Annotated in this window: 18 protein-coding genes and 3 pseudogenes; 7 read left to right on the forward strand and 14 right to left on the reverse strand. The window is 56.9% G+C overall.

Annotated elements, in window-relative coordinates; genetic code table 11:
* From H8274_RS09440 to H8274_RS09900, 4 genes and pseudogenes are all read left to right on the forward strand, one after another.
* Positions 1-211 (forward strand): annotated as a pseudogene (locus tag H8274_RS09440) (ATP-binding cassette domain-containing protein); the annotation flags it as partial.
* Positions 171-392: an AAA family ATPase gene (locus tag H8274_RS09445; RefSeq protein WP_185934512.1), complete on the forward strand. Its 222-nt coding sequence runs from the start codon at positions 171-173 to the stop codon at positions 390-392. The pseudogene H8274_RS09440 and the gene H8274_RS09445, both read left to right, overlap by 41 nt.
* On the forward strand, positions 379-1008 hold the full coding sequence (locus H8274_RS09450; protein ID WP_276330086.1) for a metal ABC transporter permease: 630 nt from the start codon (positions 379-381) through the stop codon (positions 1006-1008). The genes H8274_RS09445 and H8274_RS09450 overlap by 14 nt, the downstream gene beginning before the upstream one ends.
* Before the next feature lie 37 nt (positions 1009-1045).
* Entirely contained in the window at positions 1046-1228 is a 183-nt protein-coding gene (locus H8274_RS09900) for a hypothetical protein (protein WP_276330087.1), read from the forward strand.
* Positions 1229-1775: 547 nt separating this feature from the next.
* Here H8274_RS09900 and H8274_RS09455 read toward each other — a convergent pair.
* The 3 genes from H8274_RS09455 to H8274_RS09465 all read right to left on the reverse strand — a co-directional run bounded on the left by H8274_RS09455 (position 1776) and on the right by H8274_RS09465 (position 4845).
* Complete coding sequence (locus tag H8274_RS09455; protein ID WP_065415394.1) at positions 1776-2240, reverse strand: transposase; 465 nt, start codon at positions 2238-2240, stop codon at positions 1776-1778.
* A gap of 52 nt (positions 2241-2292) precedes the next feature.
* Positions 2293-2673, reverse strand: coding sequence for a hypothetical protein (locus tag H8274_RS09460; RefSeq protein WP_185933987.1), 381 nt, complete (start codon positions 2671-2673; stop codon positions 2293-2295).
* A gap of 483 nt (positions 2674-3156) precedes the next feature.
* A complete protein-coding gene (locus H8274_RS09465; RefSeq protein ID WP_185934513.1) occupies positions 3157-4845 on the reverse strand; it encodes a hypothetical protein in 1689 nt (562 codons plus the stop codon).
* 99 nt (positions 4846-4944) lie between these two features.
* On the opposite strand from H8274_RS09465, the gene H8274_RS09470 reads away from it, so the two are divergent.
* A protein-coding gene (locus tag H8274_RS09470) for an IS3 family transposase (RefSeq protein ID WP_185933549.1) occupies positions 4945-6140 on the forward strand; the annotation gives its coding sequence in 2 pieces (ribosomal slippage) (positions 4945-5227 and positions 5227-6140; 1197 coding nt in all).
* Here H8274_RS09470 and H8274_RS09475 read toward each other — a convergent pair.
* Both H8274_RS09475 and H8274_RS09480 read right to left on the reverse strand, forming a co-directional pair.
* Positions 6118-8478, reverse strand: coding sequence for a pullulanase-associated domain-containing protein (locus tag H8274_RS09475; protein ID WP_185934514.1), 2361 nt, complete (start codon positions 8476-8478; stop codon positions 6118-6120). The two genes, H8274_RS09470 and H8274_RS09475, sit on opposite strands and share 23 nt — an antisense overlap.
* The gene (locus H8274_RS09480; RefSeq protein ID WP_185933985.1) at positions 8414-10408 is read right to left on the reverse strand and encodes an alpha-amylase family glycosyl hydrolase; all 1995 of its coding nucleotides are present in this window, start codon (positions 10406-10408) and stop codon (positions 8414-8416) included. Before H8274_RS09480 ends, H8274_RS09475 begins: the two co-directional genes overlap by 65 nt.
* 426 nt (positions 10409-10834) lie before the next feature.
* Between H8274_RS09480 and H8274_RS09485 the strand changes: the two genes are divergently transcribed.
* The gene (locus H8274_RS09485; protein WP_185933984.1) at positions 10835-11347 is read left to right on the forward strand and encodes a PH domain-containing protein; all 513 of its coding nucleotides are present in this window, start codon (positions 10835-10837) and stop codon (positions 11345-11347) included.
* A gap of 237 nt (positions 11348-11584) precedes the next feature.
* The gene (gene rpsT / locus H8274_RS09490) at positions 11585-11848 is read left to right on the forward strand and encodes a 30S ribosomal protein S20 (RefSeq protein WP_049619551.1); all 264 of its coding nucleotides are present in this window, start codon (positions 11585-11587) and stop codon (positions 11846-11848) included.
* Between the two features lie 197 nt (positions 11849-12045).
* Here rpsT and pntB read toward each other — a convergent pair whose 3' ends face one another.
* From pntB to H8274_RS09530, 9 genes and pseudogenes are all read right to left on the reverse strand, one after another.
* Entirely contained in the window at positions 12046-13491 is a 1446-nt protein-coding gene (pntB, locus tag H8274_RS09495; protein ID WP_420807983.1) for a Re/Si-specific NAD(P)(+) transhydrogenase subunit beta, read from the reverse strand.
* Between the two features lie 12 nt (positions 13492-13503).
* Positions 13504-15037 (reverse strand): annotated as a pseudogene (locus tag H8274_RS09500) (Re/Si-specific NAD(P)(+) transhydrogenase subunit alpha).
* A 496-nt stretch (positions 15038-15533) separates the two neighbouring features.
* Positions 15534-15788, reverse strand: a complete 255-nt coding sequence (locus H8274_RS09815) for a DNA polymerase III subunit delta (protein ID WP_244924630.1) — start codon at positions 15786-15788, stop codon at positions 15534-15536.
* The gene (locus tag H8274_RS09820) at positions 15778-16101 is read right to left on the reverse strand and encodes a hypothetical protein (RefSeq protein WP_244924631.1); all 324 of its coding nucleotides are present in this window, start codon (positions 16099-16101) and stop codon (positions 15778-15780) included. Before H8274_RS09820 ends, H8274_RS09815 begins: the two co-directional genes overlap by 11 nt.
* A 618-nt stretch (positions 16102-16719) precedes the next feature.
* Entirely contained in the window at positions 16720-17001 is a 282-nt protein-coding gene (locus tag H8274_RS09510) for a ComEC/Rec2 family competence protein (protein WP_185934515.1), read from the reverse strand.
* Positions 17002-17205: 204 nt separating this feature from the next.
* Positions 17206-17343, reverse strand: a pseudogene (locus H8274_RS10070) (MBL fold metallo-hydrolase); the annotation flags it as partial.
* A 67-nt stretch (positions 17344-17410) separates the two neighbouring features.
* Positions 17411-18442 (reverse strand): ComEC/Rec2 family competence protein, encoded by a 1032-nt coding sequence (locus H8274_RS09520; RefSeq protein WP_185934516.1) that lies wholly within the window; start codon positions 18440-18442, stop codon positions 17411-17413.
* A gap of 78 nt (positions 18443-18520) precedes the next feature.
* A complete protein-coding gene (locus H8274_RS09525; RefSeq protein ID WP_221884819.1) occupies positions 18521-18940 on the reverse strand; it encodes a hypothetical protein in 420 nt (139 codons plus the stop codon).
* Positions 18941-19137: 197 nt separating this feature from the next.
* Positions 19138-19817: ComEA family DNA-binding protein (locus H8274_RS09530; protein ID WP_185934518.1), on the reverse strand; the 680-nt coding region annotated here is incomplete at its 5' end.

A 19817-nucleotide genomic window follows, 5' to 3' on the forward strand; every position in this document is an offset into this window, starting at 1 on the left:
CGAAATCGTGGTGATGGGTCTGCTTTCTGATTTCGGCTTTGTGAAAATTCCGCGACGCCGGCATCTGGACCGTGCCGAAGACACACTAACGCAGATGGGGCTTGAGAAATATATTCACTTCCCGTTTTCGGAACTCTCCGGCGGTTTGCAGCAGCGCGTCATGATTACGCGTGCGCTCATTCACGATCCGGGAAATCGTTATTTTGGATGAGCCGACCGCCGGCGTCGACAAAGAAAGCCGTGAGGAATTCCTGCAGTTCCTCGATAAGTACACGTCAGAAAAAGGGCTGACCGTTCTGATCGTGACGCATGATACGAAGACGATTATTGAGAATATGAATATCGATACCTTCATCAATATTCAGGAGGGCCAACTTCATGCTGGAATTTGAGTTTATGCGCCGGACCCTCATGGTCGGCCTCATGCTGGGAATCTCGATTCCGCTGATCGGCGTGGTGATGGTCAACCGGCGTACCGCCATGATGGGTGACGCGCTGTCGCATACCGCACTGGCGGGTGTGGGCCTGGGGCTAATTGCCGGTTTCAACCCGGTGGCGGGCGCCATCCTGGTGGCGGTTGCCGGGGCGTTCCTGATTGAAACGATCCGTAAATACGCGCCGCAGTACGGCGATCTGGCAACCGCGGTGACGATGGCGGCCGGTCTTGGTTTAGCCGTGATCCTCTCGGATCTGGCACCCGGTGGCCGCAGCTTCGAATCATATCTGTTCGGAAGTATTTCCTCGGTGATGTGGAGCGACCTCATTCTCACCGCGGTGGTATTTGTGCTCGTGGTGGGTGCCTCGATTGTGCTCTACGGATCGCTGCTTGATATGTCGGTAGATCCCACGCTTGCACGGCTTTCCGGTACGCGCGTTGGTATGAGTAATGCGATTTTCACGGCGCTCGCCGCGGTGACGGTGGCGCTTGGTTCGAAGATCATCGGGGCGCTTTTGGTGGTCTCGATTATGGTGCTGCCGGTGGCAAGCGGCGCTGCTGGTTTCGCGTAGCTACCGGGATACCACGCTGCTGTCGGTACTCCTCGGCGTGATCTACACGATGACGGGTATCACCCTCTCCTACTACCATGAGGTGCGGCCGGGTGGTGCCATCGTGATGGTGGCCGTGGCGGGAATGCTTATCTTCCTCGCCTACCGGTCGATTAGGAAACGCGTAGACCGCAGCGAGGCCAATTCGCCCGCGATGATCAACGCGGTTTTCGCTGAGTAGAAGCCACATCGCTGAGTAGCGGTGGTTTCGCCGAATCCCGGCGGAATCACTGATTGGGCGGTTTTCGCTGAATAGCAAGAGGTTTGGGGCGCGGCAGGAGGCGAACTGCTGCTCCACAGCCGACTGAGATACCGGTACCACACCCAGCGAAGGGTAGCCCGGAGTTCGAGTCGGAAGCGCGCATAGCGTGACTTTGGCTGAGGCCAAAGCCCAACGTTTATGCTCTAGGAAGGTCGTGTGCCCTTCTCGCCTCATCCATCCTTTGGGCTTGTCCTCAAGTTGTTGACGTTTTTCTAAGCGGCTTCCACGAATGGTACCGCGGTTATTAATTCATATTTGACGGGTGTGTGACCGCCGATAGCCGTGTGGATCCGGGTCCGCGTGCAACACCAATTTGCCTGGTGCTTGCCCCGTAGCCCAATCGCCATATCCAAGGCTTTTAGCACGGTTTGAGTGGTCTGCTTATCGGCATGAATACCGCGCCGGCGCAGGGCTATTGCTAGACGCGGCGCCCCATAAGTTTGCCGGGAGTTTTCAAACTCTTTTGCTACCGCCTCATCAAAACGCCGCCGCTGCTGTGCCCTGGCCTGGCGTAGGGCGCTTCGGGAACGCCACGCATAATAACCCTGGCCAGTAAACCCCAAGAACTGCCGCCATGAATGTAACCGAGTATCCATAAGCCTTCTGCGCATCCATCAACTCCGGGCCGCTTCCGTTGTTGTTGCTTGGCAGCGAAGAAGGCGGCCGCTTTTTCCAAGAAATCGCGTTCCATTCTCGCTTTGGCCAACTCCCGCTGAGTGCGAGCCAGCTCTTTTTGCAACTGCTCAATATCCGGCTTGCCACCCGATTCTACGAGCCGTCTCTTACGCTCTTGCCCAACCCATTTACCAAGAGTCTGCGCAGACAAGCCCAAAGCCTTAGCCACACACGCAATCGACTCGCCAGTATCAATCACCTGACTCGCAGTATCCCGCCGGTATTCAGGGGTAAACCGCCTTCCCTTACGATTCATAGCGAGCCAGAAGACACAACCTCCCAAGGAATCAACACCACAGGCAATCCCTCTAATCCAGTGTCAACAAAACAAGGGTAATCCCACCCGGCTCAGCAATCCAGGGCCGATACACTCGAGCCCGACACGCCTTCCATTCCTGTTTCGCTTCCCGAACCGCTTTGTCCGTGGTCCGTTGCGAGCCCGTAAACCCCATCGCGACCAGTTTTTCGTGGACTTTTTTCGCCTGGATCTGTCCCTGGGAACGAGCCACGAGTTCTTCAATCTTGCCCATGTACTCGTCAATAATCCGTGCCCGTGACGCCCGCTTGGGGATCGGGTCCCCCGCCCGGCGCAACTCCACATAACGACGCACCGTGTTCGGCGCGCAACCCGCCAAGGCAGCCGCACCACAATACGTGCCAACCAGATCAAAAGCTTCTAGAATTTCCATGATGGTCCTTTGAGATTTCATCAGCCCTTCCCACCCCTTTTTCAACGAGCGAATGTTAGTAACACTCATTGAAAACCGGGAAGGGCACTTTTATGCCTTCATAAACTCGGCGACCCGCAAAAAACTTTGCGCTATACCCTCAAAATAAACCTGCGCTCAACAGCAGGCGTCGGCGACGGTGAAGCCCGAGTCTTGGGGGTTCGTCGATGACGATCTCGTCGTGGACGTGCATGACGATCTGGTGCCCAGCATTCGCCACCTTTACGGCAGGGTTGTTTTGTATGTGAACGCCGATGTAAGACGCCGAAGCGGGATGTATGAAACTAACCATGTTTCATACATCCCGCTTGTTCTATTTATCTGGGCCAGTTTGGCCTAGATCTAACACGCCGAAACCGGCTTTATGTTAGCGGCTCAAAACCGGCGTTATGTTAGCAACGGCGCTAGCTACGGCGTTAGACGCTAGCGGTGCTAGCTGTGGTGTTAGCGGCGGTCTACGGCCAGGGTGTCGATCCCGTCCCCGTCCCAATCACCAACCACCGAAACATCCTTCGCATTACCGTAGGCAAAGACTTCATCAGCGGCGCCCGTGACCAGCTTGTTCTTTAGGAAGAACTGGTTGCCGCGTACAACTCCAACCCCGTCCTTGCCCGTACCGTTCCAGTCACCAACAATTACGCGGTCACCAGCAGTACCATAAGTAAACTCCAGCGGTGCCTTGGTATCTTCCAGCTTGCTTTGCACGTAGAAGATATTTCCACGCACAGCGGCCAAAGTATCCTTGCCGTCACCGTTCCAATCCCCCGCAATAAGGGTATCGGTCGGGTTGCCATAACCATAAACCGCGTCAGCAACACCGCTGGTCAGCGAACTACGCACGAACACTTGGTTACCGCGAACTACGGCAATCGTGTCCTTGCCATCGCCGTTCCAGTCCCCTACCAGGACTGCATCCCCAGCGTTACCGTAGGCAAACTCGAACTGGGCCACACCGCCAAAGCCATTGGTACCCAAGAACGCGTTGCCCCGGCGCACCAACGGCGTATCGATACCGTCACCATCCCAGTCACCGAAAATAATCTCATCGTTCGGGTTACCATAATTGACCGTACGATCAGCCTTACCCTGACCCCACGCATTCACATACAACACACCACGAGCGTCATTTTCAACCGCCCACACACCAACCGGCTTTTCAACGGCAGGTTTGTCGGCACCTTCAGCACCGGTCAGGCCGGCGTCTTCAGCGCCAGTCTGGCCAGCATCTTCGGCACCGGCCTCGGTACCTTCAGCACCCGTCTCAGCACCGGCCTCGGTACCTTCACCACCAGCCTGGCCAGCATCTTCAGCGCCAGTCTGATCGGCATCTTCAGCACCCGGTTCGCCCGCATTATCTGTATGCAGGCGCAAAACCGTGGCGCTAAGCGCGCCCGCGGCATAGGGCGTTTCGCCGATCGTTACCGTTTGTGGCGCGGAAAGCTCTACCTTTCCATTCGCTACCAGTAGGTCGTATGTGCCGGCGGGGATATCCACAGGAACGGCGGCGTCGGTGGAATTCAACACCACCACATAGCTGTGCTCGGTGTCTCGCACCGTCCAAGCAACTACGCCGTCGGCGGCCCGCAGGAGCTTGGAATTAGCATTTACCTGTTCGAAAGTGGGATAGCGGAAGGCCGGCGCACTTTGCCGAAGCGCCAATAAGCCGCGCGTATAAGCCACCGAATCGGCTTGCTCGTGTGCCCGGCTCCAATCGATCGCATTCGGACCGTCCCCGGAATTGTAAGAATTTTCGTCTCCACCCTTGGTACGCAAGAATTCCTGCCCCAATTGCGCGGCCGGAATCCCCTGTGCCAAATAAACCGCGGAATTAGCTAGCTTTGCGCGTGCAGCCCGAGTTTGTTCCGAATCATTGGGCCGGGAAGCGAGCAGTTTATCGAACAGGGTGAGATTGTCGTGGATTTCCACGTAGTTCACGATCTGACCGGGCGCGGCATAACCAGTATTGGCATTCCCGTTCGTACACGGACTCAGCCCCTCCGGGTTTTGGCAACCCAAAACATTATTCGCAATGAGGGTTTCCTGGCCCGGTTTGCCCGATACAAAACCAGTATCGGAGGCCTCGAACACGGAACCTTTCAAACCATCACGAATCGAATCATTAAAGAAAGCCACGCCATTATCGTCAGCGCCTACCGCGCCGGGGGACCTGACCCCCTGTTGGTGGACATAGGCTAGCCCCGGCGTTCAGCCGGAGAAAGGTAGTCTTCTACCATGTCCCGTAAAACATATTCCGCGCAGTTCAAGAAAGACGCGGTAGCCGCGTACGAGTCCAGCGAGGCTTCAATGGCGCAGGTTGCTTCTGATCTGGGAATTAATCGTAATTCGCTGCAAAACTGGGTAAACCAGTTTGGCACCGGGGTGCGGGCCAGGCGGCGCAAAGAAGCAGAGGCGGCGCGGGTCTTATCTGAAGCAGAGAGAATCCGACAACTCGAAAAGGAAAACGCGCTTTTGAAAGAAGAACGCGATATTTTGCGCAAGGCGGCGCAGTATTTCGCGAAGGAGATGGGCTTGTGATCCGCTTCAAGTTCATCGAGGACCACCGTACTGAGTTCTCAGTCAAGCGGATGTGTACCGTACTGAAAGTAAGGCGTTCTTCCTATTACAAGTGGGCCGCAAATGCGGCCCGGCGCGAGCAACAGGTATACGCTGACGGGCTGCTAGGGGAGCGAATTCGGATCGCTTTCGAGGCGGAAGGTGGCTTGTATGGTGCTAAACGTATAGCCGCGTTGCTTACTGCGCAGACCCCGGACCAGCCGGTAAATCACAAACGCGTAGCACGGGTGATGAAAGCTCTCGGGTTGGCAGGTTTTACGAAAAAACGTCGTGTTCGCACTACTGTCAGTGATCCACATAAGCGGGTCTTTGATGATCTTCTCGAGCGTGATTTCACCGCGGCCAGGCCTAACGACAAGCTTGTCGGGGACATTACATATCTTCCCCTTGCCGGGCAAAAGAATATGTATCTGGCTACTGTGATTGACTGTTTCTCCCGGAAACTGGTCGGTTTTGCGATTGCAGATCACATGCGTGTTGAACTCGCCCGAGAGGCATTACTGATGGCCGCAGACCAGCGAGGATCCTTGCGTGGAACGATTTTCCATTCTGATCACGGCAGTGTATACACCTCCTCTGTATTTCAAGAAACATGCCGCCAGTTGGGAGTACAACAATCCATGGGAGCTGTAGGCAGTAGTGCCGATAACGCGCTGGCAGAGTCATTTAATGCAACGCTCAAACGAGAAGTTCTCAAAAATGCGAAGGTTTTCCCCAACATGCTCTCCTGCCGCCGGCAGGTCTTTGCGTGGTGTACTCGGTATAACACGAAACGATTGCACACCTGGTGCAATTACCAGGCCCCAGACACCTTCGAAAAACACGCGTCAGCTACACTTGACCTTGCAGCATAAACACCACCCCCATGTCCACTTTCCGGGGGTCGGGCCCGGGCGCGAGCTTACCCGCATTGGGCTGGATTGCCATCGCATCCTTCGGCAAAGTGCGGTTCATATCCCAACCTTCACCGAGCACAATGATGGAAGGATCGATCTGGTTGAGTGCTGCCCGCACTTCCCGCATGGTTTCCACATCGTGCAGGCCCATAAGGTCGAAGCGGAATCCGTCCACCCCGTATTCGGTAGCCCAATAGACCACCGAATCGACGATGTATTTGCGCATCATCGCCCGTTCCGAAGCCGTGTCATTACCTACCCCGGAATTATTGACCAGCTTGCCCGCAGCGTCATACCGGAAGTAGTAGCCCGGAACCGTCAGATTAAAGGCGTGCTTTTCGGGGTTGTATACGTGGTTATAGACCACATCCATAATCACCCGCAAACCTGCTTTATGCAGACCAGCCACCATTTGCTTCGCTTCGGCCAGGCGGGCTTTCGGATCGGCTGGATTCGAAGCATACGAACCTTCCGGCACATTGTAATTCTCCGGGTCATAACCCCAGTTTTGCTGGCCATGTTGGGCGGCTGCATAGCCTAGATCTCCGGATTCATCCACGGAACCAAAATCGTAGAACGGCATGATCTGCACGTGGGTAACGCCCAACTGTTTCAGATAATCCAAACCGGATGGATTACCGGTTTTGGCCTGGGTGCCGCCTTCCACCACGCCCAAATATTTGCCGCGTTTTGCCGCAGAAATACCCGAATCGGGGTGAATCGAAAAATCGCGAATATTCATTTCCGAAATACTTGCATTAGTGGCCGGGCCAAAAGCTGGCATCCGCTCCCCTTGGGCACCGCGGGAAGCACTTTCCGGAGAAAGCACTACGCTTCGCATCCCGTTTTCCACAGCGGCATGGGCATAGGGATCTGGGGAAAGATTTTCCGTGCCATTAGCGAAGGTAACCCGGAAGTCATAGGCCGTGCCGTCGAGGTCTCCCGGCAGCCGCACTTGCCACACGCCTTTCTCCCCGCGGGTAAGTGCGTGTTCGCTGGCCAGCTGCGCTTCGCGGTCTGTGGTTTTGTAGAGCCGCACGTGAACTTGCGCTGCGGTAGGTGCCCACAGCGCGAAAGTGGTTCCCGTTTTTTCGTATTGGGCGCCAAGCGCGCCACTATAGGCATAAGCTGCGTCAAATTCCGGGGTGCGTACCACCGCGCCAGCGCTTGCCGTTACTTCACCGTATTCCGGTGCGCTTACCTGGTAAGCGGCGGCGACGTCGAGCGGCTGGGCCGTAGTAATCACCACTGCCGATTTATCTGCGGCCAGTTCTACATTCGCAACCTGCGCGCCGGCCACCTGCACGGTCTGCGGTGTAAGCGCGGCCGGATCCACCGGGCCGGCCAGCCGGGCTGTGATTTGCGAAAGGCCAGAAATTTCTGCTTTCACCAAACCGCGTTTGGTGTTGATAACACTAGGATTCGTATACACCGTCCAGTCTCCACTAACGAGCCAGATCTCGGCTTCACCTTTACTATTTGTGCCATTACCACCCGGATCGGTAACCGTAATCGCCGATTGCGGTATCACCCGGTCGCCTTCACCCGGATCTTTACTCTTCCACGCATCTGCGCCCTCGCGCACAATAAAACTCGGGCTGGCTATCCCGCTACCTGATTCGAGCCGGAATGTTGCTAGCTTGCCCCAATCATCATGGCTGTTGAAAGGCCGGGAAGAACCGTTGAGCCCCTCCGCCCAGGTCCACAGATCCCAATCTTGATAGTCGCCGGCCGGGCGCAGGTAGTGGACTTTCACGTCCAATACTGCCGGCCGTTTTTGGTACTGCGCTGGGGCTTGAGTCGCCGTTGTATCGCTACCGCCAGTTATCCACACTTCGGCGGTGCCGCTGGAAGCATCGAGCATACGATCCCCGCCATCTTTATCCCAGGCCGGTGTGGTCACAATAAGGCCAAGTTTTCCTGGCTCATAAGCTCCCGGAATTTCGGTTTCGAATACTTTCCCGAAACTATCTTCGCCGGTGAACTGGTAGTGCTTACCGGCCAAAGTATTGCCTTCTTTATCGTTTCCCCACAGGTAAACTCCGCGTTGCGCGCCGGCGGTATCCCCGGCAGCCGGAGCATAATGCACTATTACGCGGGTCTTTGGTTCATATTGGGGTGGCACCGGATTGGTAAAACTCAGCTGTTTATCTGCCACGGCCGCGTAGGTAGTGCCCGGTTCTACCCGGTAGTTACCGCCGCCTGCCGGGTTGTCCCAAACGCCAGCCCCGTTATTGAATACGAATTCGGTAGCTTGGGAGGTATTTATCCGCAAGGAATACCAGCCGTCGCCCAACCTTTTGCATGGGCTGGCCCGGTACCTGGGTCCAGGCATCGCCGCGGCCATAGTGCAAGTACGGGGCGGTCCAAGTGCTTTCCGGCTTGTAGAAAATCGTGGTTTCTGGGTCTGCCGGGCCGGCTGGCGTGTTGCTTTCCGGTGGTAGTTGCGGATCGGCCGGATCGCTTGCCGCCCCGCGCGCAGCTGGATGATCGCTTCCTGGCTGTACGCCCGCAATTAAAGCTACGGCACTGCGCGGCTGGATTTCCGTGGCGATTTTGCCGTCTTTTACGGCAACCGTCTGTGAACAATCACCGGCCGCATACACGTTGCAATACGTGCCATTGGGCAGGCTCGTGTGATAGCTAGCCGCGGCCGGTTGTGCGGTGTTATTGAGAGCCAGGAAGCCCTGTTGGCCGCGCTCGAAAGCAATATTGTTATCGCCGTCGTCTTGCCAGTTTTGTACCGGTTCACCGGCGGTCGCGTTATGGAAGGCAATCATGCCGCGAATAGCCGTCCACCTTTGCGTGCAGTTCCACCCTGAATCGGGCCCGCAACTAGTTTCCGGAACCGCGGTTTCGCTCGCGCCCGGAGCTCCCGCATCCGCATCGGTGAACTGATAGCCCGAATAAACATTTGGGGTGCCATATCCGTAGCCGAGCAAGAAAGCATTCGCGAGCTGGTACATCCGCCCGTCTTTATAAGACAGCGTGGCCTCCCCGCGTTCCGTATCCCAGTTATCCACAAATACCGTGGCCTGTTGGCTCGGCACTAACCCGGAAGCAATATCGCTAAGCTTGCGCTCCCCGCCCTGCAGGGAACCCTTAAAACGCTGCCGCAACTGGTAAGCGAAAGAAAACTCGGTAACCTCCCCGCTACCTGTATATTTGCTGGGCTGGATTTGCGGGGCCTCCCCCGGATTGCCAATAACTTCTTGCATCCACCAAATCCGGGAGGCCGGCACCTCGGCCTTTTCCGCAGCTTTTTCTTTGATCGTCGCAACATCTTCCGGGGACATATGTTTCACGGCATCCACCCGGAAACCAGCCACGCCCATGCCTAATAGGTCCGCAAAATATTGACCTAACCGGTCCCGAACCTTTTCGCTCCCGGTATCCAAATCTTGCAAACCAGACAGCCGGCAATTCCACACGTTTTCCGCATTCCGGTAATCGCTAATATTCTCCGTGCACTTGTGGAAATCTTCCGGACCATATCCGGCCTGGGGAAAATTCCCCGCGGCATCAAAACTGCTACCCGCAATCCCGGTGCCTGCTTCCCGGTCCACCCCGGTAGTGTGATTGATAACGGCGTCTACGATGACGCCCACACCCGCCGCCCGGCAAGTATTAATCATTTGTTGGAATTCGGCCGCGGTGCCCAACTTCGATTCCAGCTGATAGCTCACCGGCTGATACGAAGTCCACCACGCCGAGCCTTTGATCGTTTCCTGCGGCGGCGAGACCTGCACATAGGCCACGCCTGCCGGCCCCAAAGTTTGCGTACATTCTTTTGCTACCGAGTTCCAAGGATGCTGGAACAAAGTGACGACGACGCCGGAGCGCCCTGCCGGCGCTTCACCCGCGGCTGCCGGTGCGGTACCGGACGGCATTTCCGCCGTGGTATCCGCCGGTATTCCCGGTGGCGTTGCTGCCGGTTTTTCCGGCAGCGCTCCGGCAGGCGTATCCGCCGTGGTATCCGCCGTGGTATCTGCCGGCGTTTCGGAAGCTATGACCGCCGGTGTTTCGGAAGCTATATCTGCCGGTGTTTCTGGTGCGGCCTGCGCGAGCGGGCCGGCGAACGCAGCAATTCCTAAACCGCTCAGGGCGAGGATGAGCGCCCCGAGCCAGGCTACAGCGCGGCGTATACGTGGCCGCAAATTCTGAAGACCCATGTTTTTCCCATCTACACTCTCATCTTTGAGATTGCGGGCCAAAATTGACCTCACGCCCCCAATTGTAAATGCGCCTGGAAACTTTTACACCCGTTTTCTGGCGTTTTTCTGGCGCTATTTTCAGGTGCTCTTTTCTGGTGCTGTTTTCAGGCGCGCTTTTCGGGTGCTGTTTTTCTAACACCTCTTTTCTGGAATCCGTTTTTTTGGCGAGCAGTTTCCGGCAGATACTTTCCCGTAGATACTTTCCGGTAGATACTTTTCGGTGAACGTTTCCAGAAAGTGTTACTGGCGAATGTTTCCATCAAGCGTTGCCGGCAAGTGTTACCGGCGAGCACTTCCGGCAAGTGTTACCACAAGTACTTCCAGCAAGTGCTCGCGATGAGTGTTTTCCGCGGTCGTTTTGCGGTTTTCTTTCCCCGCAGCAAAGTGTGTGCGAAACTCTGGATTCGGTTCGGTTCTTCTTGTGGCACCATAGAGGGCATGAGTTTTCCGCAGAGATTGCTAGGTGCAGATGAAGAAGTCGTGCTCAGTATGCGGCCCTCGGCCGCACAGCTGTTACCCGGCATATGCAGCTCCGTTCTGATTCTCATCTTGGCCGTGGCGTTCTTTATCTATCTACCAGCCTCTTGGCGCCCCGTTTCCTGGTGGGTGGTTATTGCGGTAACGATATTCTTCCTGATCGGTTTACTATTGATCCCATTTCTGCGGTGGCGAGCTACTTCCTATACGCTCACCACGCACCGGTTCCTGGCTCGCCACGGTCTAGCCCACGGCAAGGCACATGACATCCCGCTGGCGGCAGTAAGCGCGGTGAGCTATCGGGCAGAAGATTCGAAGGCTGGTTGGGGAACGCTAGAATTCACTATCCGGGATGGTTCTACCGTGGTCTTTTCCGGGGTTCCGCACGCTGAGGAATGCCACGGGCTGCTCGTGGAACTCATTGCTTCGGCACAACATAAGTACAGCGCAGCCAGTTCCCACGCTTCTGCCTAGCTTCATCCTCATCTCGCCCTAATCTCGCTATGTCTTGATCTCGCCCTAATCTCGCTATGTAAATCACACGGTTAGCCTCTTCGGGAGGCTTCTGCTCTGGTAAAGTGACTAGTTGGACTTTCCCCGGTCGGGTGGTAGGTCCTTGTTTTCCGCACAACCACGGGTGCCCCACGCCCACAGTCCAGCGGGAAACGCTTCCCTCGCCGACCAATTGGCTTTTGATCGAAAGAGATTTCAGTGGCAAACATTAAGCAGCAGAAGAAGCGCGTGCTGACCAATGAGAAGCGGCGTATTCGTAACCAGGCTTACAAGTCCGAACTGCGCACCTACGTGCGCCGGACCCGCGAAGCGATTGCTTCCGGTGACCGTGAGGCCGCCCAGGCGGCGCTCAATGCCGCCGGTCGCAAGTTGGACAAGGCGGTTTCCAAGGGCGTGATCCACAAGAATCAGGCCGCGAACCGTAAGTCCAAGCTGGCTAAGCAGATCAATAAGCTTGCCTAAGCTGAGCTTCGCGTAAAAACGTATAACGCAAAAGGCGGCGGAAACCTTATGGTTTCCGCCGCAAAACTATATATATATATATATATATATATATATATATATATGAGCGAGAGCCCGTGCCATTCCAAGAAGAATTGCACGGGCTCTCGCGTTGCCTATCAGCTTCTTATATCCGCTTATGCATCCTTGCCAGAGTATTACAGCGCGGCATTGATGGCATCCACGGAGGCCTTCGCATCACCGAGGCACATGTCCGTGTTCTCGTTGAAGAACAGCGGGTTTTGTACACCGGCATAGCCCACGCCCATAGAGCGTTTGAAGACCACTACTTCCTTCGAATCCCACACTCGGATCACCGGCATGCCCGCAATTGGCGAGCCCGGCTCCGAAGCAGACGGATTGACGACGTCGTTCGCCCCGATTACCAGGCACACATCCACATCGGCCAGGTCGTCATTGATTTCATCCATCTCCAGCACGATGTCATACGGCACCTTGGCTTCCGCCAGCAACACGTTCATGTGGCCAGGCAAGCGGCCCGCCACCGGATGGATCGCAAACTTTACGTCCACACCCTTATCGCGCAGCTTCTTCGTCATCTCCGCCACCGGGTATTGGGCTTGGGCCACGGCCATACCGTAGCCCGGCACGATTACCACCGAACGGGCATCGCTGAGCTTTTGCGCCACTTCTTCCGCAGTGACTTCGGTATGCGCACCGTATTCCTTATCGCCACCGGCAGCGCTTCCGCCGTCGGTACCAAAACCGCCCAGAATCACGGAGATGAAGGAACGGTTCATCGCCTTACACATGATGTAAGACAGGTAGGCACCGGAAGCACCAACCAAAGCACCGGTAATAATGAGCAGGTCGTTACCGAGCGTGAAGCCGGCCGCGGCAGCTGCCCAACCCGAGTAGGAATTGAGCATGGAGACCACCACGGGCATATCTCCCCCGCCAATAGCGAGCACCAGGTGGGCGCCCAAGGCTAGAGAAATCACGGTGAGAATAGCGAGCGGCACCATACCGGAAGCCACCGAACGCGTCCACGCGAACCAAATAATCAAGCCCACGCAAGCAATGATTGCCACCAGGTTCAAAATATTGCGACCCGGGAGCATGAGCGGGCTACCGGAAATCTTCCCGGAAAGCTTCAAGTAAGCAACGATCGAACCGGTAAGAGTTACGGCACCAATAAAGACCGCAAGCCCTACTTCACCCATGTGGAAAGCGTTATCGGGGTGATCCCTTCCCGGTTGGAGCAGGAAGGAGTTGTAACCCACGATCACAGCTGCCAAACCCACGAAGGAATGCAAGAGCGCGATCAGTTCGGGCATCTCCGTCATATCCACGGTACGGGCTTTATGTACCCCGAGCACCGCGCCAATAGCCAGCGCCAAAACAATCAGCCCGGCCACGATCCCCGCGTGCTTGCCACCCTGTACTGCAGCAGCACTATCGATTGCCACCCAAATCGTGGCAATCAGGGCAACGGCCATCCCAATAATGCCCAAGCGGTTACCGCGAGAAGCGGTTTCCTGCTTGGAAAGGCCAGCCAACGCCAAAATGAAGAGGAGCGCGGCAACAATATAAGCCACCGCTTGGAAAGTGTAAGCAGGTGTATTTGCCACGGTAGTTAGCATTTCCATTTTTTCTTAGCTCCTCTTAAACATCCCGAGCATGCGATCAGTCACCACGAAACCGCCGAAGATATTAATCGAGGCCACCACGATGGCGATGAAAGCAAGGATCATAACCGCCACATTCCCGCTTGCTATCTGCAAAATCGCGCCCACTACGATAATGCCGGAAATTGCATTCGTAACGGACATTAGCGGCGTATGCAAAGCGTGCGTCACGGCGGTGATCACGTAGAAACCAACCACGCAGGCCAGCATGAATACGATGAAGTGGCCACGCATATGGGCCGGGGCGCTGAACATAATCCACAAAATAACCGCGGCGGCCACTGCCCCGCAAGCCACTTCTTCCACGGCTTGGCCGGTTCGGCTTCCACCGCCGCCACTTCCGCTTCTGGTTCAGCAGCCTTGGGCGCGGCCGGAGCGGCAGATACTTCAATCGCCGGCGGCGGCCACATTACCGTGTCATCCAAGGTTACGGTAATGGAACGGACGATCTCATCATCCATATTCAAAGCGAGCTGGCCATCGCGTTCCGGAGTAACCAAGGTAAAGAAGTTCACCAAGTTTTGCCCGAAGAGCTGGGAAGACTGGCCGGGCAACCGCCGTGCCAAATCTTCATAACCAATAATGGTTACCCCACCGGGCGTGACCACGGTTTTGCCCTTCACCGTTTGGGTGGTGTTCCCACCGGTGGAAGCAGCCAGGTCAACAATCACGCTGCCCGGCTGCATCGCTGCAATAGCGGCGTCGTCGAGCAAAATAGGGGCGGGTTTACCGGGAATTTGGGCGGTGGTAATAACGATGTCTGCGCGCGCGGCTTCCCGGGCATAAACGACGCCGGCTGCCTCAGCCTCAGATTCGCTCATAGCCTTGGCATATCCGGTGGTCGATTCTTGGGTCACCGGGATTTCCACAAATTCGGCGCCCATGGATTCCACTTGTTCCGCAGCTTCGGCGCGCACATCCGTGGCACGCACAATCGCACCCATGGAATTCGCGGTGCCCAGCGCTGCCAAGCCGGCCACCCCGGCTCCAATCACATACACCGTGGCGGGCGGCATCTTCCCGGCCGCCGTAACTTGCCCGGTGAATTGGCGGCCAAAGTGCGAAGCCGCTTCAATGATTGCCCGGTAGCCGGAAATGTTCTGCATCGAAGATTTGACGTCCATGGCCTGGGCCCGCGAAGTACGCGGATGGCATCCATCGCTAGGCCGGTAATCTTCCGGGCCGCCAGATCTTCAATCAGTTCGGGATTCGCTCCGGGGTTCATCCGGGCGATGAGCACCGAACCGCTTTTCATCTTGTCTAAATATTCCGTACCGGGGGCATCAGTTTGGAGCACAATATCTGCCGCCCAGGCTTCATCTGTGGAAACCATCTGGGCGCCCTGCTCCGCATAGGCACTATCGGGGAATGCTGAACCCAAACCGGCTCCCGTTTCAACGCGAACCTCATAGCCGAGCTTTATTAGCCTGGCTACAGTTTGCGGGCTCCCCGCAACCAGCGGGTCATCTGCCCGCGGGCTTTTGGGTATTCCAATAACCATAGAGTGATTCTCCTTCAACGCTACCGACACAACAGAAGCACGGTGCGGCAACCACTGCACTGACGCGCCCGGTGTCTCAGTTTTGCGTCTGCGTTTTCCTTGTGGTGTAGCAGTTATCCACTGCCTGTGTCGCTATTCTCTCACCTATTGTTTGCTAAATGTTCGGATTTTCCAATTCGCGTGGCGAACACTCAGCGCGCACAATCACCCGCACGGCTTTCGTGAGGTGATTGCGCTCGCTTCTTTTGATCGCCGAACGCGAACGCAGTGATACTGGATATCTGGGTGTTTCTTCGCAGTATCTATGACTTACCAGGTAACAGACCAGCAGGTAGCGTACCAAACTAGCCCCGCACCCGGAACGCGAATCTGTGCTGCGCCGGATACCAAACCTGGACTCCGGAGTACAAACCTGGACTGTTACACCGCGTTTTTCCGGAAGCATTTTTGCTGGCAACAAATGGGTATAGTACACCATTTACCCATACCTCTGTGGTTACTGTTTGATGCGGCGAGCTTTGCCGATCCTAATGATTGCACGTTCGACGGCGTACTGCGGATCCCGGGAAGCACCTTTAACATCCGCATCGGCTTCGGCCACGGCCCGGATCGCCCGCGCCAGGCCTTCCCCGGTCCAGCGCCGCAATTCGCGCAAGGCTTGGTTTCTTTGCCAGCTTCCCATTTTGTTTTCTCCGGGCCCCATTTTGTTTTGTACCTGCACTAAGGCTATCTGGCGCAGTTTATTCGCCATTGCGGAAACGATCGGCACCGGATCTACTCGAGTGGCAAAAGCGTGGCGCGCCCAAACTGAGGGCTTTCCCGGTCTGGCCCGCAATCGCCGCATCTGCCACATCCCACGGCATTACTTCACTGCGCCCGCCATATAATGCGCGCACATCTTCTTCGTTAATCGTGCCCGTGGTATCCGCAATGATCTGCTGGGTGGCAGAAAGTAGTTCGCGCAAGTCTTGCCCTAGCGCGTCCACGAGCGAAGCTACTGCGGCCGTCCGTAATTTGGCGCCGCGCCGCCGCCACATCCGCCCGCACCAACCGCGCTTTATCATCATCGTATTTAATTTTTTCTTGCCGCCCGACTTGGTAGCCGGCTGCCGCAATGGCATCTAGCAGGCGTTTGCCGCGCGTGCCTCCCCCATGCGAAAATCACCAAAAACACACCATCTGCCGGCTGGTTAATATACGCGCCCGCTTCGGTAAGAAAAGCGTCCGTCATTTTTTTCGGCGTTGTTGACGAGCACGAAGCGAGTGCTCCGAAAACAGCGAAGGGCTAGTGGCGGTAGCGAGTTGCCCGGGTTCATATTTTTCGGCGTCGATCCGTACCGTTTCGGTTCCCGGTTCCCGATCTAGCACAGCTTCCTGCAAACGGTGGGGCGGCGCGTTCCGCCAGTACCGGTTCGGCGCTAATAATGAGCACCACGGGCGCTACTTGTAAACGGTTTAGCGGTGTTTCCGGTACTTTGCGGTTTTTTCCTCGTCCTAGCCATGTTCCCAGTATCCCATGCCGGCCGCTGGTTTTTTACCGGGCTCTGGTTGCCGCTGGTTTTGCGCGGGCGCGTTTTTGGCCGGCCACGGGGTTAACCAGACACCGGTTTTGACTAGCCGCGGTTTTTGCCCGGCCGCTGGTTTTTTACCGGCCGGCTTTTCGTGTTGTTCGCAGCTACCGCTTATCCACAGCGCGATTTAGGGCCTTCCGAGGTAATAGCAATGCGCCCGCAGTTTAGGGTTTCGATGATTTGCGCGCCCGCAAAAGATTCATACACGGACGGATGCGGATGCCCGTAACTATTTTCACCGACGGAGATGAGTGCATATTCGGGCGCAAGTTCCCGAGCAAGCCGGGCAGAATGATCACGCGAACCGTGGTGAGCAACAATAACTGTACGTACTTCTGGTACGCGCGAAATAAGTCTGTCTTGCACTTCCCGGCCGGTATCGGAAAGCACCAATACCCACCAGCCACCTCAAAATAGACCACAAAGGAATCCGCATTGGCTTGTTCTTCGGAAGTAGGCCGTACGCGCGGGATAAAACTTGCGCGAAAAGTTCCCCGCCCGCCCGGATTTCTGCCGGTGCGCGCACCGCCCGGTAGGGTATTCCTGCTTTTTCGAGTTCGGCTTTTACCCACCGCGAGTTCTCGCGCGGTGCCTCATTCAGTGAAGTCCACACTTCCCGATCTGAGCTACCTCCATAACTTCTGCCAGTCCGCGTACATGATCGGCATGGTAGTGGGAAAGAATGAGCAGATCGATGCGGTCAATCTTGGCTTCCCGTACGCATTTCGCGGCGGTACCGCCGCCAGGCGACGTCGACCATCACCAGGCACCGTTTTTTCGCGTAAGAAAGCACTCCCCTGGCCTACATCGCACTGTATGGCTTCCCACTCGGCAGGTAAGCCGCTGGCCACTTGCCCAGCGCCACACGTACCACCGCCAGCAGCAGGCCAGCCAAGATGCACATTGCAAGGCCGCTACCGATCACTACCTGCCACCGCGGCTTTTTGGTGTTGCGAGCCACCGGGGATTCGGGGAAGAATTTCCGCCACGGTAGGGCTACCACTATGAGCATTACGATTTCGCACATTGCGGCCGCCCAAATCGGAATCCCAGATCCGGGCCACTCGGCCACAGTTTCGGCAACTCCTGCCAGCCACCAGGTGCAAAGCGAAGCACACTGGGCGCACAGTTTTGCCACCGCCGGTGCGACAGGTGCGGTAATCGCCGCGAGGAGCCCCAGGATGGTCAGCGGGGTCACGATCGGTGCCACGAGAATGTTTGCAAGCACTCCCCACATGGAGCTGCGATCCGCAAAAAGGGCAAGAATCGGAGTCACGGCTAGTTGGGCTACCAGCGGGATAACGATCAGATCGGCCAGGTGGGCCGGAAGAATACGGCTGAGACGGGCCGCAAGAGGCCGCCCGAAAACCACTATTGCGCCAGTAGCGGAGGCAGAAAGCAGAAAACCGTAGCTGGTTGCAAGCCACGGGTCGAGCGCGCAGGCAAAAAGAATTGCGAAGGCCAACCCGGAAAAGGCGTGCGGGTTTTTACCGAGTAGCATCGCGGCTATCACCATGATTCCCATAAGGGCAGCACGTAAAACCGAGGGCTCGGTACCTACTAGAGTTACTAGGCCCGCCAGTGCGGCCGCGCATCCCAATCCGGTAAGTACCCGGTAGCGGCGTCCTAAAAAGGCCAGCACAATCCCGGTCAGGATCGAAACGTGCCCACCGGAAACTGCGGTCAGATGTGCCAACGAAGTTGTTTTCATGGCTTCATCCAGCGATGGACTCATCTCGGATTCATCGCCTAAGGCCACCCCGGGTAACAGCCCGCGCGCATGGGCGGGAAAACTAGCGAGAATTTCCGAAAATGCGCTATCGATAGCTGCCACCGCGCGGGCCGTGAGCGTACCCGTGCCACTAATTTCACCTGCGGGGCCGCGCAAAAAATGCTGCTTCGCGGCGGTTTTCTAAGGCACTGAGCCGGCCGGTAGCAGTAATAGTTTGGCCGCGTAGCGCCCCGCATGGAACGGTGATGCGCAAACGGGCGCGCGGGCCGTGCCGCAACTGCGTGCCATTTTGACCGACGGGGAGAAGGTAATACTGTGTGGCTGTACGGAGGCCTGGCAGCTTTCTTCTCCCCACGGGGTGCGGTATGCCCGCGCGTTTTCGGTGAGCGTGCCGTAGACCGTCACCGTTTGTGCCCGGCCGGGAGCCTCACGCCCAGAAACCTCTCGCGTGGGTTTCTCTGCCGCAGATACCTCAGACGCAGGTATCTCTACGCGTGCCATAAAACTTGCCACACCCGCACCGGTAGCACCTAACGTGAACCCGAGGCCGATCGCGATAAAAAGCGGGCCGAGCCCATTCCAAAAGGCGCAGTTTTCCATACGTGGCCGTGCATCTAGCGGTTTTCCCGAACCCGGGCTGGCTGTGCCCGGCAGACTTCGCAATGTACCAAGCTACGCTCACAGCAAGGATGATTATCCCGGCCAGGATTGCCAGCCACCGGTAGGCACCGGCCAAGGTAATCCAAGCGGCGGCGAGCGCACTGAGGCAGGGCCCGCTAAACGCAGATCAACCCCGGTCACACCGTCACCGAGTCACGCAGTTTTTCGAACTTCTTGGGCCCAATTCCGGAAACCTCGAGGAGGTCTTCCACGCTCGTAAACGGTCCGTTATTTTCCCGCCACGCGAGAATATCGCGCGCAGTAGCCGGCCCCACCCCCGGTAAGGTTTCCAATTCGGCAGCTGAGGCCGTATTGAGATTTACTCGGCCGGCCGGGCCGCCACTTCCACCTCCACCATTTCCTGTGCCGTTTCCGCTGCCAGTAGCACCCGCCCCTTCCCTTCCATTGGCATGCCCGGCGCCGGCACTGGTTCCAGTAGGCAGAGTTTCACCCGGTTTGAGCACGTGAATATGTTGCCCATCAGCAACGGGGGCCGCCAAGTTGGTAGCTACCGGATCTGCTTCCGGGGTAAGCCCGCCAGCCGCATCCACAGCGTCGATAATCCTGCTGCCCGCCGGCACACTATAAACACCGGGCCGTGCCACCTGCCCAGAAACATAGACAACCACCGCTTCCGCTCCGGTGCCCCCGCCCCGCGCTCCAGCCGTGTTGCTTCCGCCGCTACTACCGCCGGCGGCATTATTTTCTCCCGCGCTCGCGGCCGTACTCGCATTGCTATCGGTAGCGGGAGTATCTTCGGGCACGCTGGTTTCCAGGGTGCTGCCTTCGCTGCGGCCGGTGCTGCGCTCGCACTGTC

This window comes from Actinobaculum suis (genome assembly GCF_900618115.1).
GTDB lineage: Bacteria > Actinomycetota > Actinomycetes > Actinomycetales > Actinomycetaceae > Actinobaculum > Actinobaculum suis.

Coding starts and splice junctions, on each gene's coding strand:
- H8274_RS09485 (WP_185933984.1), top strand. CDS start 10,835: ATGAGTTTTCCGCAGAGATTGCTAGGTGCAGATGAAGAAGTCGTGCTC.
- H8274_RS09450 (WP_276330086.1), top strand. CDS start 379: ATGCTGGAATTTGAGTTTATGCGCCGGACCCTCATGGTCGGCCTCATG.
- pntB (WP_420807983.1), bottom strand. CDS start 13,491: ATGCTAACTACCGTGGCAAATACACCTGCTTACACTTTCCAAGCGGTG.
- H8274_RS09460 (WP_185933987.1), bottom strand. CDS start 2,673: ATGGAAATTCTAGAAGCTTTTGATCTGGTTGGCACGTATTGTGGTGCG.
- H8274_RS09820 (WP_244924631.1), bottom strand. CDS start 16,101: ATGATAAAGCGCGGTTGGTGCGGGCGGATGTGGCGGCGGCGCGGCGCC.
- H8274_RS09525 (WP_221884819.1), bottom strand. CDS start 18,940: ATGGAAAACTGCGCCTTTTGGAATGGGCTCGGCCCGCTTTTTATCGCG.
- H8274_RS09815 (WP_244924630.1), bottom strand. CDS start 15,788: ATGGCGAATAAACTGCGCCAGATAGCCTTAGTGCAGGTACAAAACAAA.
- H8274_RS09455 (WP_065415394.1), bottom strand. CDS start 2,240: ATGAATCGTAAGGGAAGGCGGTTTACCCCTGAATACCGGCGGGATACT.